Source organism: Litoreibacter sp. JB4-2 (assembly GCF_055693445.1).
Genome location: NZ_CM146334.1, coordinates 191,198 through 204,647, shown reverse-complemented (window position 1 = coordinate 204,647; position 13,450 = coordinate 191,198). Strand labels below are relative to the sequence as shown.

Here is a 13,450-nt window from a genome sequence, read left to right as displayed (position 1 = left end):
TCCTCACACGTCAACTTACCAAAAATTTACGAAATGGGTTTAACGGATGGTCACGTGTCATTCGAAAGGCCACAACCAAGTGTCAAACGAAGAGTTCCTGCTCAACTGGTATCGCACCGTCTGGATCGACCGCGATTTCGAGCGTGGATCTAAAGCCTATACAAGCAACACCAAGACCGCCGTGGTCGCAGGTGACCTGTCCTTCAGCCCCAGCGATTACGAGACTTTGGTGCAATTCATGTGCCGCGATTTCGAACCTGATGAGATCGAGCTGTCGCATGTCGTCACCGCTGGTGAGGAAATCTCGGCCGTTGTCTCCATCAAGGGCAAATGCACAACAGATGACCAGGCCGCACGGCTGGATGTTCACGTGTACCGGCGCATCATTGATGGCAAATTCGTCGCCGCGCACTCCAGCGCCGACCATATGGGGTTCTATGAACGCATGGGTCAGTTGCCTGACGACATGATGGGCAGTTTGATGATGGGCGGCCGCTTTACCGACTAGCGCTCAAAGCGAAAATGCCTTGCTAAAGGCCCCGGCACCCAGCGCGCTGAACCGCACGATACGCGTGCCCTCGACACGCGTGGCCCAGCCCTGCGCATAGATATGATCCAAAATTCCGCGCCCCAGACGCCCCGCCAGATGCGACCGGCGCTCTGACCAATCCAGACATTCTCGGCACATCGGCGCGCGGCTTTTTGCATCGACCGCAACCCCCAAAGCCGTCATCTTTGCCTGACCCTTTGGCGTCAATTCCAAAGCGTCGGCTTTGATATGCAGAAAACCTTGCGCCATCAGCCCGTCAAACAACGCGACCCCCATGTCACCCGCCAGATGGTTGTAGCATACCCTCGCCTGTCGCAATTCCAGATCGCGCGGCCCGGTGCGGGTGCGCAACTGTCCACGTGCGGCGGCCACCCCCATCAACGCCTCCAGCACCTGCGCAACGTCCTCGCCGGTCAGTTTGAAATAGTGATGCCGTCCTTGCCGCGACCGGGTGATCAACCCGCCCTGCTCCAAGCTTTGCAAATGGCCGGAGGCCGTCTGCAACCGCACCCCCGCCTCCGCCGCCAATTCACCCGCCGTCAGGGCCTTGCCGCTCATCAAAGCCGCCAACATATTGGCGCGGCCCGGATCGCCAATCAGCGACGCAATCCGCGCGATGTCCGGTCCGTCTTTCATGGTGCTCTCCCACATAGTTCGACTTTCAGTGAACTGTGCCGGAAATCACGGCAAAAAGCAACGCGTACAGTTCGGCCCAGGCCGAACCTTCAACGACACTAAACACGGTACAACGCTCCAAAACCAAGGAGCACCGCCATGTTGACCTGCATCATCCGTTACCAGATCGCCCCGACAAAACGACCCCAATTTGTACAATATGCGCAAAACTGGGGTCAGGCGATCCCGCGCAACGGCGCCGAGCTGATCGGCTATTACGCCCCGCATGAAGGCTCCAGCACACTCGCCTATGGCCTCTACAACATCGCGTCTTTGGCAGATTACGAAGCCTACCGCGCCCGATTGGCCGCTGACCCTTTGGGCCGTGAAAACTATGAATTCGCAATGCGGGAGAAGTTTATCTTGCGCGAAGACCGCACCTTCCTGAAACTGGCCTCAACACCGCATGGAGAGCCCGCATGATCGCCGTAATGTTCGAAGTCACCCCCGAAAAAGGCCAAAAAGACAGCTACTTACAAATTGCCGCCCAGATGCGGCCGCTGTTGGAACAGGTGGACGGTTTCATCTCTGTCGAACGGTTCCAGTCCATCACTGATCCTGACAAGATGCTGTCCCTGTCCTATTTTCGCGATGAGGAAGCCCTGAAAAACTGGCGCACATTGGCCGAACACCGCGCCGCCCAGAAAGCCGGGCGCAGCGGGCTTTTCGCGGGCTATCGGTTGCGCATCGGCGCTGTGATCCGCGACTACGGCCTTGATGAACGCCGCGATCAGGCCCCCGACGACAGCAATATCGCCCATGGCTGCCCCTTCAAGGCGGACGCTTGACCTGGCTTGACGGGCCAAGCTTTCCTGCCGTATCAATGCCTTATGGGGTGACGCGAATACCCCGTGAGGCGCCAGCCCAAGTTTCGCATCCCACAAACTGACACACGGGGTGCATCCACATGGCAGGCTTTAACGAAATCTCTCCCACACAACTTATGCGGCTGCTCGGCACGCCGGACGCGCCAACATTGATCGACGTTTGCATCGATGATGACTTCAATGCCGATCCACGTCTTATCCCAACGGCACGTCGCTGCGCTCATGACAAGATCGCGACGTTAGCCGCTGAATTAAAACACAGAAACACCGTCATCATTTGCCAGAAAGGCAAAAAACTCAGCCATGGTGCGGCTGCAATTCTGCGCGCGCAAGGCATTAAAGCCGAAGCGCTTGAAGGCGGCAACTACGCATGGCGCGACGCAGGCCTGCCGCTGATCCCGGCGGCAAAAATTCCCAATCCAACCCTCTGGGTCACGCGGCACAGACCCAAAATTGACCGCATCGCCTGCCCATGGCTGATCCGCCGTTTCATCAGCCCAGAGGCACAATTCCTGTTTGCGCCGCCGGGCGATGTCATTGAAATAGCAGCGAAATTCGGCGCAACGCCTTTTGATATGCCGGACGGCCCGTGGTCGCATGACGGCGATCACTGCAGCTTCGATGCGTTGATCAAAGGCTTCGCGCTCGACATACCCGCGTTACAAACGCTCGCCACAGTAGTGCGCGCGGCTGACACGAACCGCCATGACCTTGCGCCCGAAGCGGCGGGGCTTTTGGCAATTTCGGTCGGCCTCAGCCGCGCCCATAAAGACGACAACGCGCAATTGGAGGCGGGTATGGCAATCTACGACGCGCTCTACCGTTGGGCGCGCGACGGCCAGAATGAAGGCCATTCTAGATGACCCTCTCCGAATTGACGGCCGTTTTCTGGCGGATCGGCCTGTTGTCCTTCGGCGGCCCCGCCGCGCAAATCGCCCTGATGCACAAAGAGCTGGTCGAAGACCGACCCTGGTTAACGGAGCAACAATACCTCCGCGCGCTCAGCTTTTGCATGCTGCTTCCGGGCCCGGAGGCGATGCAACTGGCCACCTATGCCGGATGGCGTTTGCGCGGCGTCACCGGGGGCCTGATTGCGGGGCTTTTATTCGTGTTGCCCGGCGCCGCAGTGATCCTCGCCCTCGCCCTGGGCTACGCCTATCTGGGCAACCTGCCCGTCATCCAAGCCCTGTTTCTGGGCATTAAAGCCGTCGTCGTCATCATCGTCATTGAGGCGCTTCTCAAAATTTCAAAACGCGCCCTAACCCGTTCGTATCATTGGGCTTTGGCCGCTATCGCCTTTGTCGCAATCTTCATTTTCTCGGTCCCGTTTCCTGTGATCATCCTCGCGGCAGGCCTGATCGGCGCTTGCTTACCGGGCGAGGCACCGACAGAGGCCAAAATCACCGTGCCGCTGTCGCGCACCCTGCGCACCGTCGCGATCTGGGCCACCATTTGGCTGGCCCCATTGGCCATAATCTATGCGCTCGACCCGGATTTCCTGGGCCCGCTCGGCGTGTTCTTCTCGAAACTTGCGATGGTCACATTCGGCGGGGCCTATGCGGTGCTGGCCTATATGACCCAAGCTGTGGTCGGCGATCTGGGCTGGCTGACAACGGTGGAAATGATGGACGCGCTGGGCTTGGCGGAAACCACGCCGGGGCCGCTGATCCTGGTCACTGAATTCGTCGGCATTCTCGCAGGGTTCCGCGAAGGCGGGCTGGCATTGGCGATCACCGCGGGCATCGTCACGCTTTGGGTGACCTTCGCGCCCTGCTTTTTATGGATTTTCGCAGGCGCGCCCTATATCGACTGGCTTTCAGGTCAGGCGCGGTTGGCTGCAGCGCTATCGGCAATCACGGCCTCCGTCGTGGGCGTCATTTTGAACCTCACCATCTGGTTTGCCCTGCATGTGTTTTTCACCGAACTGACAGCGCAGCCTTTGGGCTTTGGCACGGTCATCTGGCCGACCCTCAGCAGTCTGAACATACCCGCTGCGTTGATCGCTTTGATAATGGGCTATTTGCTGTTGATCCGAAAAATTCCGCTGATTTGGGGGCTCTGCATCGGCGCAATCTGCGGATTGGTGACATTGGCTGTGTGATCGCCTCTTCCCCTGCGCCCCGAATCCCGTATGTTTAGAGTAAAGCGGATCGGGGGACGCAGCAGCACATGACCGACACGATCGACTATGGGAAAAAGATGCACAATGCGATGCGCGCGCTCATCGCAGAGGTATTGCAAGACGTGGCGGATCACGGCCTGCCGGGCGAGCATCATTTCTTCATAACCTTTGACACCCAGCACCCCGATGTCGTGATGGCCGATTGGCTGTTCGACCGCTACCCCGACGAGATGACCATCGTCATCCAGCACTGGTATGACGCGCTGATCGTGGCCGAAGACGGTTTCCAGATCACTCTGAATTTTGGCGACAACCCCGAACCGCTCAGCGTGCCGTTCGACAGCCTACGCACCTTTGTCGACCCCTCTGTTGAATTCGGCCTGCGGTTTGAAACCCATCCGGGCGATCTGCATGAAGTGGTCGAGCTGCCCGAATTCGAGCCGGAGGAAGAGCCCGCCGCGCCTGAGACCGCCGCAGAAGAAAAGCCCGCCGAGGACGAAAAATCTGGCGACGTCGTCAGCCTCGACAGTTTTCGCAAGACCTGAACACCGCTGCGAGCGCTAACGTAGACGCCGCGCACCGGCGCCTTGTTGTCATGGCCCCGCCCGCCCCTTATAGCCAGTTGTGACCCGCAGACTTGCCAACAGGAAACATAAGATGAGCGATCAATTCCGCACCGAGACCGACAGCTTCGGCCCCTTGGAGGTCCCTGCCGACAAATACTGGGGCGCGCAAACGCAACGCTCCATCATGAATTTCCCCATCGGCTGGGAAAAGCAGCCAACCGCCATTGTGCGCGCCTTGGGCGTTATCAAGAAAGCCGCCGCGACCGTGAACACGGAATTTGGCGATCTCGGCGCCGATCTGGCCCCCGCCATCCAACAGGCCGCGCAAGAGGTCATTGACGGCAAGTTTGACGACAATTTCCCGCTGGTCGTCTGGCAAACTGGGTCGGGCACGCAAAGCAACATGAACTCGAACGAAGTCATCTCGAACCGCGCCATCGAAATTCTGGGCGGCGAAATGGGGTCCAAAACGCCCGTCCACCCGAATGATCACTGCAATATGGGGCAGTCATCCAACGACACCTTCCCGACCGCGATGCATGTCGCCATCGGCATGGTCGCCCGCGATACGTTGCTGCCGGGCCTACGCAAGCTTCAAGCCGCTTTGGCCGCCAAGTCGGAAGAGTTCAAAGATATCATCAAGATTGGTCGTACCCACACGCAGGACGCGACGCCTTTGACCTTGGGCCAGGAATTTGGCGGCTACGCCCATCAAATGACCAAAGCCATCGAACGGATCGAGGCCTGCCTGCCCGACATCTACGAGCTCGCCCAAGGCGGCACGGCTGTCGGCACCGGTCTGAATACACGCAAAGGCTTCGCCGAAAAAGTTGCAGCCGAAATCGCCGCGATCACCGACCTGCCCTTCGTGACCGCCCCCAACAAGTTCGAAGCGCTCGCCGCCCATGACGCGATGGTCATGTTCTCCGGCGCACTGAAAACGGCCGCCGCGTCCATGTTCAAGATCGCCAATGACATGCGCTTGCTGGGCTCCGGTCCCCGCTCCGGCCTTGGCGAATTGATCCTGCCGGAAAATGAGCCCGGATCGTCGATCATGCCCGGCAAGGTAAACCCCACGCAGGCCGAAGCGCTGACCATGGTCTGCGCCCATGTCATGGGCAACGACGCCGCCGTGGGATTTGCCGGCAGCCAAGGCCATTTTGAGCTGAACGTCTACAACCCAATGATGAGCTACAATGTCATCCAGTCCATGCAGCTTTTGGGCGATGCCGGGTCTTCCTTCACCGACAACATGGTCGTGGGCACACAAGCCAATGAGGAACGGATCGACAAGCTGATGAAGGAATCGCTGATGCTGGTCACGGCGCTCGCCCCCACCATCGGCTATGACAACGCCACCAAGGTCGCCAAAACCGCGCACAAGAACGGCACCACGTTGAAGGAAGAAGCGATTGCGCTGGGCCTCGTTGATGCCGAAACCTTCGACCGCGTCGTCCGGCCAGAGGACATGATCGGGCCAAAATGAAACCGGTCAATCTGAACCAAATCAGAAAACAAAAAGCGCGGGCTGACAAAAAAGCCCGTGCCGATGAAAACGCGGTAAAGTTTGGGCGCACAAAGGCGCAAAAAACGCTCGAAGACGCGCAGAAACAGCACAACCTGTCCCACCTCGACGCCCATAAACGCGACACATGAGCAAGCCGAAGAAACGCTCCCTTACGCTCAAAGGGCACCGCACCAGCGTGTCACTGGAAGATGCGTTCTGGGCAGAATTCCGGCGCATCGCGGCAGAACAATCACGTCCGATCAATGACTTGGCGTCTGAGATTGATGCGGCTCGCGATCCTGACATTGGCCTCGCCTCGGCGATCCGGCTCTATATTCTAAACCGTCTCACCGGCGGGGCCGTCAGGTAGCACGATCCGCTTCCCAATCAGCCAAATCCCAGCCATCCAGAACGTCAGCCCAAGCGACGTCAGCAGCCACAAGAACATCGACGTGAACATGCGCCGCTCAAACAGCACATCGATCACAATCGCCCGGCCACCGTCGCGCAACGCGACAAAAACCGGCTGATCCATGCGCACCCGTCCGCGCCAAGTGCCGCGCGCCGGTTCCATGATCTGCACTGCGCCAGCGGCATCGCGAAACGCCACTTTTGGCACGCGCACAGCGTCGCGTTGATCGGGCAAACGGTAGCTACGTATATCGACCACCAACCCCGGCATCTGCGCCCCGTGCGAAGTTACCCGCCATAGGATCCGGTCCGCATTGCCGAAGCCCACAAGCGAAATGCCCACTGCGATGACAACAGCGATCACCGACCAACCGGGCCGCTCCGGCGCAGTCATGATCTGCGACAGCCGCTTCATGCTGCGCGCCTTTCAAGCGCTAACCATATCCCGTCTTTCGCCCGCACCGTCAGCTGCGCCTCTGGCACAGGCACGTGACCGCCCGGCGCAAACCGAAAGGCGCGCACCAGCATTGACAGCAACAGCGGCCCTTCGAACATCGCAAACCCCGCTCCGGGGCACACTCTTGCGCCCGTAGAGAACGGAATAAACGCATCGCGCGCGCAGCTCTTGCCGTTCTCCGTCGTCCACCGCCCCGGATCAAACCCGTCCGGGTTCTCCCAAAGCCGTTCCTGCCTGTGCAAATGCCAGGGCGAGATCACGATCATCGCGCCTTTCTTAACCTCCCGATCTCGAAAGTTCTCCGGGCAGGATGCTTGCCGCACCATCATCGGCACCGGCGGATACAGCCTCAGCGCCTCGCGAAACACATCCCGGCTGACCCGCAATTTCGAGACGACCGAAACATCATTGTCATCCGCCAAAGCGAGAGCTTCAGCAGCGACCTTTTCCTGCCAATCGGGATGCGTGGCCAACAAGTAAAGCGCCCATGACAGAGCCGCAGCACTCGTCTCATGCCCCGCCAAAAAGAAGATCGCGACCTGATCAACCATTTCCTCAGGCGTGAACCGCTCCCCCGTTTCCGGATCCGGCGTCGTCATGATCTTGGTCGCCAAGTCATCCGGCGCCGTCCCGTCCACAATCTCCGCCATCCGCCGTGCAACCAGATCCGAAATCAGCTCGCGTATCGCCCGCGCATTGTCCCGTGTGCCCGGTCGAAAAAAGCGTGGTGCCCAGGCTGGGACGGGCAGAAACGCCGCCAAATTCAGGATCGGTTGCGCACGTTGATAGGCGCGAAACCGGGTAAACACATCAGACGCCGTCGCATCTTCAATCGGGATCGAAAACAGCGTGCGGAAGATCACATCCGCAGCAGCAAAACTGGCCGCTTCTTCGATCTCAACGCGCCCCGGTTCAAGCCGCGCGACGCAGGCCTGCCCCGCCGCCCACATCGCCGGAAACGTGTCGCGCAATCGCCCGCCTTCAAACGCCGGGTCAATGATCCGCCGCTGCCGTTTCCACGTCTCGCCATTGGTCACAAAAACCGAATTGCCCAAGAGCGGCCGCAGTCCTTCGCTGACCCGGTCCGATTTGGGGAAATCATCGGGCCGCGCATTCAAAACCTCACGGATCAGCGTGGGTTGATTGATCAGAAAACTCCGGAAAAACGGCGTCCGAAACTCCGCCATCCAGGCGCGATACAGTTTCGCGGGTTGCGCCGACAAAATATCGCGTCGAAACAGCCGCAGGTATCGCAGAAACGACACCCTCTCGGGGCGTGCGGCAGGCTTGGGCGGCATCATCTTACGCGGCCATCGACACGTGGGGCGACACAGCCGCCTCTATCCGCGATGCGGATGCTTTGCGCGCGCCATACCGCGCCGCAAGCGTCATCGGACCGGCTGTGATCTGAAAGTAATCATAGTCCTTGGGTCGATCAAACGCGCATAGATACTGAAAATGAAGTCGGAAAAAACGCCACCGAAGCGCCTTCCATCTTTCCGGGCTTAAGCTTTGCGTGAAGGCGGCAGAGAACACTAAAGGCCAGCGTTTTGTCTCAGGCGCAACACCGCTGACAGCCACCGGATCACAAAGCGCAAACGCGCACCCATCCCCGGGCGCGGTCACATCAATCCATGTCAGGCCATCACAGGTCGACAGGAAATGAAGGTCGCGCCGTAACCTACTGGCTTCAGGCAGGAAAGAGACCATAGGAACGACCTGCCCCAGCGACAAAAAAGACAGTTCTGCCCCGGTTTTTTGCCCCGTACCACTGCGGATCACATCCGCCAAAACGGACACTGCCAGATGCGCGCCCGACGAATGGCCAACGACCAAAACCTCGTCTACATCGCCCTGCAAAGCCGCCGCGATTGCCTGTGAAAATTCGCCCATCCGTGCCTCCAGATCAGGCGGGTTTGCGCCCCGCCAGCGGGCTGAAAACGCGTAGTCATGCATCAGGTAATGGGCAAAAAACTTGTTGTCGCGCGCCTTGAAAAACCGCAGCAACCCGTAGCTGACACCGGCCCAGATAAACGCGCGCAGTGCAGCGCCCAAACCGCCCTCAACCGGGATGAGGGAGGCTGCAATCCCCGCCAACAAAACAGCAATCGCCAGCTGCACCAACAGCATTACCACAGGGTAAAACGCCGCCAAAACCGGCCCCTTGCGCAACCCTGTCAACCGCCATAGTGCGCCGGTGCTGATGTAAATCCAAGCGGTGCGCAGCAACTGCCAATAGGTCTGAAAAACGCCTCTTTCCATGCTGTTCTGAACGATGTCGGACCAGACCAGAACCTCAATTTCCGTCGCAACCGTGGCGCCGTCCATCTGCGCCGTGACATGCCACCCAAAAGGTCCGGGCCCCGATTTAGGCTGCTGGGATATCTCATAACCACTGATCGCCGCCTGCGCCGCGCTTTCGGTGCGGTAAAGCTCCCGGTAGCGGCGCGGCGGGAACGGGTCGTAGCCGGGGATGTAGAACACCCGCCGCCGTCTCACCCCAGTTTTGTCCTGCGCGCTCGCCATATTGGCGAGACTATAGGCATGATTTGGCAAAAGTAAGGTAAATTGCCGCGTGGACTTGCGCCCAATCGCCACCTAAATGGAGCATATGGAGATCGCACACACACTCGACGCCACCGGGCTGCTTTGCCCGCTTCCCGTTCTCAAGGCACGCAAGCGGCTCGAAAGCCTCACGTCCGGTCAGGTTTTGCAGGTCATTGCGGACGATCCCGCGGCGATCATCGACGTGCCACATTTCTGCGCGGAGGCCGGCCATGAACTAGCGGGCCAATCTGAGGATGGTGCCGTCCAGACCTACCTGATCCGCAAGGGCTAGGCTATTCAGCCGCCTGTTTGGCCGCGATCTGATTGAGCATCGCCAGCAATTCTTCGCGCCGCTTTGAGGCCGCACGCTCATTGGCTTCCTTCACAGGGCCAAATCCACGAATTTGCAAAGGCAATTCCGCCAAGGCAATCGCCGCCTCAGCATTGGTCGCGGTCATCATGCGCTGCAAATCAGCCTCATATTGCTTGATCAAAGCGCGTTCCATCTTGCGTTCCGCCGTATATCCAAACGGATCAAACGGCGTGCCCCGCAGGAGTTTCAACTTGGCCAAAATCCGGAAATTGCGCGCCATCGACGCACCGTATTCCTTTTTGACAGGCCGCCCATTCGCCCCGGTCTTTGAAAGCATCGGCGGGGCCAAATGGTAAGTCAGTTTCAGCTCCCCATCAAAGGCCTCCTGCGCCTTTGCCTCAGTGTCCATATGCAGGCGCGCAACCTCATATTCATCCTTGTAAGACAAGAGCTTATGGTAGCCTTTTGCCACGGCCTCCCGCAGTGCGGAGTCTTCAATCCGGTCCAGTGCCTTGCGGTAGCGCTTGGCCAACCGCTTGCCCTGATAGGCCACCAAATGATCGGCGCGCAGCGCGATTTTTTCGCCCAAGGACGCAGGCAAATGCACGACCGTTTCTTCCAGATATTTCGCGGCCTCCGCCGGGTACAGAACCGCCCAACGCCCCAATTCAAACGCGCGCAGATTGCGCTCAGGCGCGGCACCGTTCAGCCGGATCGCTTGGTTGATTGCCGCCAAGCCCACCGGGATCAGCCCGCGCTGCCAAGCCGCGCCGAAGATCATCATGTTGGAGAAAATGGAATCGCCCATCAGCACCTTGGCCAGATCGGACGCGTCAAACAGGTCCAGGCGGTCGCGCAGTTTCGCTTCAAGAGAGACCCGCAAACTATCGGAAGGCAACGAAAATTCGGTATCACGGGTGAAATCGCCCGTGATAATCTCATGCGCGTTTACCACAGCGCCCGAGACGCCCGGCTTCATCAAACCCAGCGTCTTCGCCCCCGCGCTGACCACCAGGTCGCCACCAATCAAAGCGTCTGCCTCACCCGTGGCCACGCGGATCGCGGAAATATCTTCGGGCCGGTTCGCCAACCTGCAATGGATATGCACCGCGCCGCCTTTTTGCGCCAGGCCCGCCATCTCGATCATGCCCGCGCCTTTGCCGTCGATATGGGCGGCCATCGATAGCACGGCACCAATCGTCACAACCCCGGTCCCGCCGACGCCGGTGATGATGACATTATGCGTACCTTTGATCTGCGCCATCTCGGGTTCTGGCAGGTCCGGCAGCTCCAGATCAACGGCTTCCCGCTTTTTCGGTGTCGCGCCTTGCACCGTCACGAAGGAGGGGCAAAACCCGTTCACGCAGCTGAAATCCTTGTTGCAGCTCGACTGGTCAATCGCGCGTTTTCGGCCCAGCTCTGTCTCCACCGGCACGATGGAAACGCAATTTGATTGCACGCCGCAGTCGCCGCAGCCCTCGCAGACATCGGTGTTGATGAACACACGTTTATCCGGGTCCGGGAACAGCCCGCGCTTGCGACGACGACGTTTCTCAGCCGCGCAGGTTTGAACATAAACAATGGCCGTCACACCTTTGATATCGCGCAATCTTTCCTGAACAGACTGCAGCTCCGCACGTTCATGCATCGCGATGCCTTTGGGGAAGCTTGCCGCATCGACATCTTCCTTCTCATCGTACACCACGACGACCTCGCGGCACCCCATCGCCTGCAATTCGCCTGCGATTTGTGGCGCGTCCAATGCACCTTCATTGCTCTGCCCACCGGTCATCGCAACCGCGTCATTGTAGAGCACTTTGTAGGTGATATTCGTCTCAGCCGCGATTGCCGCGCGGATCGCCAATGTGCCCGAATGGTTGTAGGTCCCGTCACCGATATTCTGGAACACGTGGTCACGAGTCGAAAACGGCGCCTCACCGATCCAATTCGCGCCCTCGCCGCCCATCTGGGTAGAACCGATCGTTTCCCGATCCATCCATTGCACCATGTAGTGACAGCCGATCCCGGCATAGGCGCGGGAGCCTTCGGGAACCTTGGTGGACGAATTATGCGGGCAGCCAGAACAAAAATACGGCAGCCGCGCCGCGATGTCCTGCGCGTTGTCAGACCGGCGCGCCTCATCCAGCATTGCCAGCCCGGCCTCAATCCGGTCGGTACGACGGCCCTCTTCGATCAGAATGTTGCCAAGCTTTTCGGCGATATCAATCGGGTCGAGCGCGTATCGTGTCGGGAACAATTCCAACCTGCGGCCATTTTCCCAGCTATCGCCCTTGTGCCAGCCATAGACGCGCCGACCGCCCCGGTCGTCAAAAATCGCCTCCTTGACCTGCACCTCAATCAGCTTGCGCTTCTCTTCCACGACGATGATCAGGTCGAGCCCCTCGGCCCAATCATGGAACGTATCAACATCCAGCGGCCAGACCTGCCCAACCTTGTAGGTGGTGATGCCCAGACGCTCGGCTTCATCCGCGTCAATACCCAGCAACGACAGCGCATGTACCAGATCAAGCCAATTTTTCCCGGCGGCGACAAAGCCAATTTTTGCGCCGGGTTTACCCCAAACGCGTTTGTCCATTTTATTCGCCTTTGCAAAGGCTTCCGCGGCGAACCTCTTGTAATTGATCATCCGCGTTTCTTGCGCGACCGGCGTGTCGATCAGCCGCACACCAAGCCCACCCTCAGGCATCGCAAAGTCAGGCGTCACAAACGTCATCCGGTCCGGGCGTCCATCCACCACAGATGTCGCCTCCACCGTATCTTTCATGGTTTTCAGCCCGACCCAGACGCCCGCAAACCGCGATAGCTCCCAAGCATAAAGCCCGTAATCCAGGATCTCCTGCACACCGGCGGGCGAGACGATAGGCATATACGCATCCACCATCGCCCAGTCTGATTGATGCAATGTGGTTGAGCTTTCGCCCGTGTGATCGTCCCCCATTGCCATGATGACCCCACCATTGGCAGACGTGCCCGCCATATTGGCGTGCCGCATCACGTCGCCGGAACGATCCACCCCCGGCCCTTTGCCATACCAAAGTCCAAAGACGCCGTCATAGCGTCCTTCGCCGCGCAGCTCTGCCTGTTGCGCGCCCCAAAGGGCGGTTGCAGCCAGGTCTTCATTCAATCCGGGTTGAAAGGTGATTTGCGCGGGCTCTAGCAGCTTGGCAGCGCGGCTCATTTGTTGGTCAACGGCCCCAAGCGGCGATCCGCGATAACCGGTCACAAGCCCTGCCGTGTTCAGCCCAGCCGCCGCATCCCGCGCCCGCTGCATCAGGACCAACCTAACCAAAGCTTGGGTGCCGTTCATCAATACCGGGGACTTTTCCAAATCAAACCGGTCGTTAAGCGAAATCTGTTCGACTGCCATCCGGGGCCTCCCAACCTTGAACGAGCTTAGCACAAAGCATAGGTCATATTTGCTGACCTACAAATAAATAATTGTGATGCCCCACGT

General features: G+C 59.1%; 15 protein-coding genes. 10 read left to right on the top strand and 5 right to left on the bottom strand.

What is annotated here, in order from left to right; genetic code table 11:
- Nucleotides 1–79: 79 nt before the first annotated feature.
- Nucleotides 80–508 (top strand): hypothetical protein, encoded by a 429-nt coding sequence (locus tag ACZ1G7_RS01065; protein ID WP_472661596.1) that lies wholly within the window; start codon nt 80–82, stop codon nt 506–508.
- Between the two features lie 3 nt (nt 509–511).
- Here ACZ1G7_RS01065 and ACZ1G7_RS01060 read toward each other — a convergent pair whose 3' ends face one another.
- Entirely contained in the window at nt 512–1,186 is a 675-nt protein-coding gene (locus tag ACZ1G7_RS01060; protein ID WP_472661594.1) for an ArsR/SmtB family transcription factor, read from the bottom strand.
- A gap of 138 nt (nt 1,187–1,324) precedes the next feature.
- On the opposite strand from ACZ1G7_RS01060, the gene ACZ1G7_RS01055 reads away from it, so the two are divergent.
- The 8 genes from ACZ1G7_RS01055 (at nt 1,325) to ACZ1G7_RS01020 (ending at nt 6,617) form a co-directional block, all read left to right on the top strand.
- A complete protein-coding gene (locus ACZ1G7_RS01055) occupies nt 1,325–1,648 on the top strand; it encodes an NIPSNAP family protein (protein WP_472661592.1) in 324 nt (107 codons plus the stop codon).
- Nucleotides 1,645–2,013, top strand: a complete 369-nt coding sequence (locus ACZ1G7_RS01050; RefSeq protein WP_472661590.1) for an antibiotic biosynthesis monooxygenase family protein — start codon at nt 1,645–1,647, stop codon at nt 2,011–2,013. Before ACZ1G7_RS01055 ends, ACZ1G7_RS01050 begins: the two co-directional genes overlap by 4 nt.
- A 119-nt stretch (nt 2,014–2,132) precedes the next feature.
- Complete coding sequence (locus tag ACZ1G7_RS01045) at nt 2,133–2,915, top strand: chromate resistance protein ChrB domain-containing protein (RefSeq protein WP_472661588.1); 783 nt, start codon at nt 2,133–2,135, stop codon at nt 2,913–2,915.
- The gene (chrA, locus tag ACZ1G7_RS01040) at nt 2,912–4,153 is read left to right on the top strand and encodes a chromate efflux transporter (protein WP_472661586.1); all 1,242 of its coding nucleotides are present in this window, start codon (nt 2,912–2,914) and stop codon (nt 4,151–4,153) included. The genes ACZ1G7_RS01045 and chrA overlap by 4 nt, the downstream gene beginning before the upstream one ends.
- 68 nt (nt 4,154–4,221) lie before the next feature.
- Nucleotides 4,222–4,719: an SspB family protein gene (locus tag ACZ1G7_RS01035; RefSeq protein ID WP_472661584.1), complete on the top strand. Its 498-nt coding sequence runs from the start codon at nt 4,222–4,224 to the stop codon at nt 4,717–4,719.
- Nucleotides 4,720–4,831: 112 nt separating this feature from the next.
- Entirely contained in the window at nt 4,832–6,226 is a 1,395-nt protein-coding gene (gene fumC / locus ACZ1G7_RS01030; RefSeq protein ID WP_472661582.1) for a class II fumarate hydratase, read from the top strand.
- Entirely contained in the window at nt 6,223–6,396 is a 174-nt protein-coding gene (locus ACZ1G7_RS01025) for a DUF4169 family protein (protein WP_472661581.1), read from the top strand. Before fumC ends, ACZ1G7_RS01025 begins: the two co-directional genes overlap by 4 nt.
- Entirely contained in the window at nt 6,393–6,617 is a 225-nt protein-coding gene (locus tag ACZ1G7_RS01020; RefSeq protein ID WP_472661579.1) for a ribbon-helix-helix domain-containing protein, read from the top strand. The genes ACZ1G7_RS01025 and ACZ1G7_RS01020 overlap by 4 nt, the downstream gene beginning before the upstream one ends.
- Here the strand turns inward: ACZ1G7_RS01020 and ACZ1G7_RS01015 are convergent.
- From ACZ1G7_RS01015 to ACZ1G7_RS01005, 3 genes are read right to left on the bottom strand one after another with little or no spacing between them, the layout of a single operon-like run.
- On the bottom strand, nt 6,585–7,073 hold the full coding sequence (locus tag ACZ1G7_RS01015) for a hypothetical protein (RefSeq protein ID WP_472661578.1): 489 nt from the start codon (nt 7,071–7,073) through the stop codon (nt 6,585–6,587). The two genes, ACZ1G7_RS01020 and ACZ1G7_RS01015, sit on opposite strands and share 33 nt — an antisense overlap.
- On the bottom strand, nt 7,070–8,416 hold the full coding sequence (locus tag ACZ1G7_RS01010) for a cytochrome P450 (protein WP_472661576.1): 1,347 nt from the start codon (nt 8,414–8,416) through the stop codon (nt 7,070–7,072). Before ACZ1G7_RS01010 ends, ACZ1G7_RS01015 begins: the two co-directional genes overlap by 4 nt.
- A 1-nt stretch (nt 8,417) precedes the next feature.
- Nucleotides 8,418–9,641, bottom strand: coding sequence for a hypothetical protein (locus tag ACZ1G7_RS01005; RefSeq protein WP_472661574.1), 1,224 nt, complete (start codon nt 9,639–9,641; stop codon nt 8,418–8,420).
- Between the two features lie 85 nt (nt 9,642–9,726).
- On the opposite strand from ACZ1G7_RS01005, the gene ACZ1G7_RS01000 reads away from it, so the two are divergent.
- A complete protein-coding gene (locus tag ACZ1G7_RS01000; protein ID WP_472661572.1) occupies nt 9,727–9,954 on the top strand; it encodes a sulfurtransferase TusA family protein in 228 nt (75 codons plus the stop codon).
- Between the two features lies 1 nt (nt 9,955).
- Here ACZ1G7_RS01000 and ACZ1G7_RS00995 read toward each other — a convergent pair whose 3' ends face one another.
- Nucleotides 9,956–13,363, bottom strand: coding sequence for an indolepyruvate ferredoxin oxidoreductase family protein (locus ACZ1G7_RS00995; protein ID WP_472661571.1), 3,408 nt, complete (start codon nt 13,361–13,363; stop codon nt 9,956–9,958).
- Nucleotides 13,364–13,450 lie beyond the last annotated feature (87 nt).

Bases quoted from the DNA above. Each gene is read 5' to 3' on its own strand.
- ACZ1G7_RS01020 (WP_472661579.1), top strand. From the start codon at position 6,393: ATGAGCAAGCCGAAGAAACGCTCCCTTACGCTCAAAGGGCACCGCACC.
- ACZ1G7_RS00995 (WP_472661571.1), bottom strand. From the start codon at position 13,363: ATGGCAGTCGAACAGATTTCGCTTAACGACCGGTTTGATTTGGAAAAG.
- ACZ1G7_RS01060 (WP_472661594.1), bottom strand. From the start codon at position 1,186: ATGAAAGACGGACCGGACATCGCGCGGATTGCGTCGCTGATTGGCGAT.
- ACZ1G7_RS01035 (WP_472661584.1), top strand. From the start codon at position 4,222: ATGACCGACACGATCGACTATGGGAAAAAGATGCACAATGCGATGCGC.
- ACZ1G7_RS01050 (WP_472661590.1), top strand. From the start codon at position 1,645: ATGATCGCCGTAATGTTCGAAGTCACCCCCGAAAAAGGCCAAAAAGAC.
- ACZ1G7_RS01000 (WP_472661572.1), top strand. From the start codon at position 9,727: ATGGAGATCGCACACACACTCGACGCCACCGGGCTGCTTTGCCCGCTT.
- ACZ1G7_RS01045 (WP_472661588.1), top strand. From the start codon at position 2,133: ATGGCAGGCTTTAACGAAATCTCTCCCACACAACTTATGCGGCTGCTC.
- ACZ1G7_RS01055 (WP_472661592.1), top strand. From the start codon at position 1,325: ATGTTGACCTGCATCATCCGTTACCAGATCGCCCCGACAAAACGACCC.
- ACZ1G7_RS01025 (WP_472661581.1), top strand. From the start codon at position 6,223: ATGAAACCGGTCAATCTGAACCAAATCAGAAAACAAAAAGCGCGGGCT.
- ACZ1G7_RS01015 (WP_472661578.1), bottom strand. From the start codon at position 7,073: ATGAAGCGGCTGTCGCAGATCATGACTGCGCCGGAGCGGCCCGGTTGG.
- chrA (WP_472661586.1), top strand. From the start codon at position 2,912: ATGACCCTCTCCGAATTGACGGCCGTTTTCTGGCGGATCGGCCTGTTG.
- fumC (WP_472661582.1), top strand. From the start codon at position 4,832: ATGAGCGATCAATTCCGCACCGAGACCGACAGCTTCGGCCCCTTGGAG.
- ACZ1G7_RS01010 (WP_472661576.1), bottom strand. From the start codon at position 8,416: ATGATGCCGCCCAAGCCTGCCGCACGCCCCGAGAGGGTGTCGTTTCTG.
- ACZ1G7_RS01005 (WP_472661574.1), bottom strand. From the start codon at position 9,641: ATGGCGAGCGCGCAGGACAAAACTGGGGTGAGACGGCGGCGGGTGTTC.